Here is a 5,313-nt window from a genome sequence, read left to right on the forward strand (position 1 = left end):
CGGCTTCGACGCCCAGAACGAAGAGTATGTCGACATGGTCGCCAAGGGGATCATCGACCCGGCCAAGGTGGTGCGCATCGCGCTGCAGGACGCGGCCTCCGTGTCCTCGCTCCTCATCACCACCGAGGCGATGATCGCCGAGAAGCCCAAGGACAAGCCGGCAGCCCCGGCGATGCCGGGCGGTGGCATGGGCGGCATGGACTTCTAAGACGTCCGTCAGCCCAAGGCTGAAACAACAGAACCCCGGGAGAAATCCCGGGGTTTTTGTTGCCGATATCTGGCGGATCGCGGATTGCCCTCTTGACGAACTCAGAACATTAAGGGAACCATAGATCATGGCAAATCGCGGCTATTACGAATTCTTCGCGGGCGGCGGCATGGCGCGGCTGGGCCTTGGTTCCGGCTGGAAATGCCTCATGGCGAACGACATCGATCCAAAGAAACTCGCCATATACAGAGCGAATTTCGGTGAAGACCACACTGTTCTGGGCGATGTCTACGACTTGAAGTCCGTCGACTTGCCCAGCCGCCCTGATCTCGCCTGGGCGTCGTTCCCGTGTCAGGATCTTTCGCTGGCTGGCAACCGCGCGGGGCTGGCCGGGGAGCGCAGCGGCGCATTCTGGGGTTTCTGGCAAGCTATCAACCTGCTGAGAGCGGAGAACCGGCAGCCCAAACTACTGGTGCTCGAAAACGTCACCGGCACGCTGTCCTCGCATGGCGGGGCGGACTTCGTCGAACTGGCCCAGGCCATTGTCTCGCTGGGCTATGATTTCGGCGCACTGGTGGTGGATGCCATCCATTTTCTCCCGCAATCGCGCCCACGATTGTTTATAGTGTGCAGCCTTAGAACAGCGAGTCCGCCGCGCCACATCGTTTCCGATGGGCCTGTCCTTCCCTGGCATAGCGAAGCCCTCTGCAAGGCGCAGAACGCGCTGCCTGCCCACCTGCGTAGCGCTTGGCGATGGTGGAAACTGCCGCCGCCGCCGGAACGCTCGGTTTCGCTAGCCGACTTGCTCGAAACCGATGAGGAGATTGCTTCCTGGCACAGCGCTGGCGAGACGGCGCGGCTGTTGGCTATGATGTCCCCCGCCAATGCGGAAAAAGTGAAGGCCGCGCGGCTCGCCGGCAGGCGCATGGCGGGAACGGTTTACAAACGGACCAGAGTTGAGGAAGGCTTGGGCCGCATGCAGCGCGCCGAAGTACGCTTCGACGGCGTGGCCGGTTGTCTCCGTACGCCCGGTGGAGGGTCGAGCCGCCAAACGGTAATGATTGTGGATGGCAAACAGACCCGCTCACGGCTGCTGACGATCCGCGAAGCGGCACGGCTCATGGGCGTGCCGGACAGCTACGTAGTTCCGGAAAACTACAACGACGGCTACCACGTGTTCGGAGATGGGCTGGCGGTGACTGCTGTTGGTTACATTCGCCAACATCTCCTAAATGCTCTTTGCAAAGTAGCCGACCCCGCCATGTCTATCGCTGCGGAATGACGAGGTTGACCATTCGAAAGAAAGAGGCTGCGCCATTCGAAACGAGTGAACTCCGCCGTTCTTTGAAGGAGTTCTTAAGCACCCCGTATCCGACTGGAATTGACCAAGAAGTAAAGCCTATCGGATGGTTCAAGTGGGGTGTATACATTTTTTATGATTATGACGGCGAACCAATTTACGTAGGACAAACAAAGGAAAAAGTGTCGGGTCGCATTAGCCGCCATCTTACAAATCAAAGAACAGATGCGGTAGCAATGTCCGTTCTTGATCCCTATGAAGTTTACGAAATCGAGATATTTCCACTCCCGAAGTTCCAGCATCTGAGCGCGAAGGACAAGGCAGCCCGAGAAACGCTTGATGCGCTTGAGTTCAAGGTTCATCAAGTCGCAGTCAAGCAGAGCAAGTTCGGTGCGATCCTTAACGAGAAGGACCCGCCGACCCCAGTTCGCGACGTGGCCCTTCCGGAGCCCGTCAGGGGACGAATTGTTTCTGATGAGGTCAGGAAGCTGCGCGGTCACCCCGACACCCGCACCGCTCGAAGAGCGCAGGTCGTGGCAAGACTTGCTCAAACGATTTCTGAGCGGGACGTAAAAGTGGGATTGCGCCGGACGCTGTTCACGCAAACAACCCGGCTTCAGTCTCTAGCGGGTGAGCGATTTGAAGCGGCTGGGGGCGCCGCGAGCGTCGAAAAAGGCAGCGAGGGAAGTGACGAAGAAGGAAAGAAACAAATCGAATGATACTGCCAAACTCCGCTCTCGCATTATGCGGGCTGTGGGGTCTAAGGCGACTTCGTGCGAGCGCGCCGTGAGGGATTGCCTTCGGCCACTCGGCCTGCGCATGAGATACAACGTGGCCTCGCTCCCCGGAAAGCCCGACATCGTCATCCCAAGCTTGAAATTTGCGATATTCGTTCACGGCTGTTTCTGGCACGGGCACGGTTGCAAGCGCGGGGCGCGCGCGCCCAAGACGAATGCCGCCTATTGGACCGCCAAGATCGCCGGGAACCGCGCACGGGACCGGCGCAACGCCGCCGCCCTGCGGCGGGCGGGCTGGTCGGTCATTTCGATCTGGGAATGCGATTCTGGCCGAGTCCGGAAGCGAAAACTTAAGGCGCTGCAAGAACAAAATGCTGGGCGTAAGGTGACCGGGCTTCGGTGACCGCCGCAAGGCCATGCTGGAGGACATCGCCGTCCTCACCGGCGGCCAGGTGATCTCGGAAGATCTCGGCATCAAGCTGGAGAACGTGACGCTCGACATGCTCGGCCGCGCCAAGCGCGTGAAGATCGAGAAGGAGAACACCACGATCGTCGACGGCGCGGGCAAGAAGGCCGACATCCAGGGCCGTTGCGCCCAGATCAAGGCGCAGATCGAGGAGACCACCTCTGACTATGACCGCGAGAAGCTGCAGGAGCGGCTGGCGAAGCTCGCCGGCGGCGTGGCGGTGATCAAGGTCGGCGGCGCCACCGAAGTCGAGGTGAAGGAGCGCAAGGACCGCGTCGACGACGCGCTGAACGCCACCCGCGCCGCGGTTGAGGAAGGCATCGTGCCGGGCGGCGGTGTTGCCCTGCTGCGCGCCAAGAAGGCGGTGGCTGCCCTGAAGTCGTCCAACCCGGACATCCAGGCCGGCATCAACATCGTGTCCAAGGCGCTTGAGTCTCCGATCCGCCAGATCGCCGAGAACGCCGGCGTCGAAGGCTCGATCGTGGTCGGCAAGGTTCTGGAGAAGGAAGGCAACTACGGCTTCGACGCCCAGAACGAAGAGTATGTCGACATGGTCGCCAAGGGGATCATCGACCCGGCCAAGGTGGTGCGCATCGCGCTGCAGGACGCGGCCTCGGTTTCCTCGCTGCTGATCACCACCGAGGCGATGATCGCCGAGAAGCCCAAGGACAAGCCGGCAGCCCCGGCGATGCCGGGCGGCGGCATGGGCGGCATGGACTTCTAAGACGTCCGTCAGCCCAAGGCTGAAACAACAGAACCCCGGGAGAAATCCCGGGGTTTTTGCGTTTGCGGCGGGAACAGACCGGGCGATCAGGCTTGCTTTTCCCCGGCCGGCGGACTACAGACAGCCCCGGTCAGCGCCCGTAGCTCAGCTGGATAGAGCACCAGACTACGAATCTGGGGGTCATGGGTTCGAATCCTGTCGGGCGCGCCATTTTCCTAAATCTGATCAATGCCTTGCAGTTTCGCTCCCGGCGCAGGCGCCCGCCGCTGGCGGCGTGGTCGCGCCCGTGTCGCGTTTTGGCGTTCGGCATCGGTTCCCCGGCATTCGACCGCGTTTGACCGGCGCTCGACCGGCACGCACCAAGCTTCAGCTGCAGAGACTGGAAATGGGCCAGCCAAGTCGCTTCACGCAGAAGCCTCCTCGGAAAGGCTCAGCGTGAGCGCATAGATGGGAACATGCAAACAATCGGATATCCCCAGAGCGCCGCAGATCGTCTCGTGATGCAAGGCGGCCGTGGGACAGGCACTGAGGCCATGCGCCGTGGCAGCCAGCATGATGTTCTGGCCAATATGGCCCGCCTCAATCAGGATCACCCGGTAGGAGTTCGCGTCCTGGTACTTCCACATGGTCCGCTCGAAATGAGCAACCAGCAGAATGATCGCCGGCATCGTGTGAACCCAGTCCTGCCCGGCCAGCATGGTCTCTGGCTCTTCCATTACGGTTCCCGATACGAGTTCCAGGCTGTGTTCCGCGCCGGCATAGTGATAGAAACCCGGCCGCAATCCTTCTACGGCGGATACATAGACATAGGCCTCATAAGGGTTTCTGGCCCCCCCCCGCTTGGAGTGATCGACAGCGGCAATACCCCCGCCGGCGTCTCCACGCTTCCGGTAATCGCAAGCCCTCCATAGAGACAATCGCCAAGCTGCTGGAGGGTGATCGTCGTGCAGCCGGGAACGCGGTTCGTCCGCCGCTGGACCATAGTCTGAAGGAGCCCGGCAGACGCGATCACCGCACCAGGCGGGGGCAAGACGATCGCGGCCGGTCCATTAGACTTTACGAGCTCAGGCTGCGGCTCCACCCGAAGCTTCGCTAATTGTTCGGCGGCCGACTCCTCCAGCGACATGAATTCGCAGTTGAGCGTCGCGCAGTGCAGCGCCGCCGCAGCAATCCCCCACTTCCACTTCGCAAGGAATTCCTCCTCAAGACGGCTTGCGGCCGAGCCCTCGGCGACGAGAAGATCAGCATCCAGCATCGTCATCAACATCTGACGGTTCCGAGAGGCTTCATCGGGGGCCATGGTTGCCGTCAAATCATCGAGGCTTGTCCAGTCGTCCAGACGTTCCAGCCACGCCACCGCTTCAGGAGAGCAGAGCACAGCCGATTTTCGGATAAAGTTGAAGACCAGCCATCCCTGTGAATGGGGTCTTGCAAGCAGAGCCTGGGAGATCTGAATTCGCATCATATAGAATAGGCAGCCCACGGTTTGTGGGCTGCCTTTGCAAGGCCCTTCTAGACCTTGTTGTACATTTTTCCGACAACAGCGCCCGTGAAGATCGCCGGATCAAGCTTCGACATCGGTACCGTCTTCGGCACCCGTTCTTCAGCCTGCCGATTGCTCTCAGAAATCAAATTCATTTTTGCCTCCTTGTTATCCGGCCATGACGTGACCGGTAACCCCCATAGTCAACGCTTTCGCAAACTAGAGAAGGGCATAGAAGTTGTGCTAAAGAGCATCTAGGTGGTGTTGACAAAGTGGATTCACAAATCACGTGATTTCTGATTCAAGGCTGTTCTTTGCGGAGAACAGCGATGGTTCGCGGGTTGATGTCGGACAAGGAATGGGCGTTTTTCGAGCCATTTGTCATCGAGAGGGGA

At 60.1% G+C, this 5,313-nt stretch carries 6 protein-coding genes, 1 tRNA gene and 2 pseudogenes; 6 read left to right on the forward strand and 3 right to left on the reverse strand.

What is annotated here, in order from left to right; translation table 11 throughout:
* The 6 genes and pseudogenes from groEL (ACKOED_RS15720) to ACKOED_RS15745 all read left to right on the forward strand — a co-directional run.
* A pseudogene (gene groEL / locus ACKOED_RS15720) lies at positions 1 to 208 on the forward strand (chaperonin GroEL); the annotation flags it as partial.
* Positions 209 to 335: 127 nt separating this feature from the next.
* Positions 336 to 1,490, forward strand: coding sequence for a DNA cytosine methyltransferase (locus ACKOED_RS15725; protein WP_408917572.1), 1,155 nt, complete (start codon positions 336 to 338; stop codon positions 1,488 to 1,490).
* Positions 1,491 to 1,495: 5 nt separating this feature from the next.
* Entirely contained in the window at positions 1,496 to 2,227 is a 732-nt protein-coding gene (locus tag ACKOED_RS15730; protein ID WP_408917573.1) for a GIY-YIG nuclease family protein, read from the forward strand.
* Positions 2,196 to 2,648, forward strand: a complete 453-nt coding sequence (locus ACKOED_RS15735) for a very short patch repair endonuclease (protein ID WP_408917574.1) — start codon at positions 2,196 to 2,198, stop codon at positions 2,646 to 2,648. Before ACKOED_RS15730 ends, ACKOED_RS15735 begins: the two co-directional genes overlap by 32 nt.
* A pseudogene (gene groEL / locus ACKOED_RS15740) lies at positions 2,635 to 3,435 on the forward strand (chaperonin GroEL); the annotation flags it as partial. The gene ACKOED_RS15735 and the pseudogene groEL (ACKOED_RS15740), both read left to right, overlap by 14 nt.
* A gap of 133 nt (positions 3,436 to 3,568) precedes the next feature.
* Positions 3,569 to 3,645, forward strand: a tRNA-Arg gene (locus ACKOED_RS15745).
* Between the two features lie 194 nt (positions 3,646 to 3,839).
* Here ACKOED_RS15745 and ACKOED_RS15750 read toward each other — a convergent pair.
* From ACKOED_RS15750 to ACKOED_RS15760, 3 genes are read right to left on the reverse strand one after another with little or no spacing between them, the layout of a single operon-like run.
* Positions 3,840 to 4,298 carry a SagB/ThcOx family dehydrogenase gene (locus ACKOED_RS15750; RefSeq protein ID WP_408917576.1) on the reverse strand — a complete coding sequence of 153 codons (459 nt, stop codon included), beginning with the start codon at positions 4,296 to 4,298 and terminating at the stop codon, positions 3,840 to 3,842.
* Positions 4,223 to 4,900, reverse strand: a complete 678-nt coding sequence (locus ACKOED_RS15755; protein ID WP_408917577.1) for a hypothetical protein — start codon at positions 4,898 to 4,900, stop codon at positions 4,223 to 4,225. Before ACKOED_RS15755 ends, ACKOED_RS15750 begins: the two co-directional genes overlap by 76 nt.
* Positions 4,901 to 4,947: 47 nt before the next feature.
* A complete protein-coding gene (locus ACKOED_RS15760) occupies positions 4,948 to 5,073 on the reverse strand; it encodes a hypothetical protein (protein WP_408917575.1) in 126 nt (41 codons plus the stop codon).
* Between the last annotated feature and the right edge of the window lie 240 nt (positions 5,074 to 5,313).

The organism is Aestuariivirga sp., from assembly GCF_046093005.1.
In the GTDB taxonomy this organism is placed as follows: domain Bacteria; phylum Pseudomonadota; class Alphaproteobacteria; order Rhizobiales; family Aestuariivirgaceae; genus Aestuariivirga.

Coding starts and splice junctions, on each gene's coding strand:
- ACKOED_RS15725 (WP_408917572.1), top strand. CDS start 336: ATGGCAAATCGCGGCTATTACGAATTCTTCGCGGGCGGCGGCATGGCG.
- ACKOED_RS15760 (WP_408917575.1), bottom strand. CDS start 5,073: ATGAATTTGATTTCTGAGAGCAATCGGCAGGCTGAAGAACGGGTGCCG.
- ACKOED_RS15755 (WP_408917577.1), bottom strand. CDS start 4,900: ATGATGCGAATTCAGATCTCCCAGGCTCTGCTTGCAAGACCCCATTCA.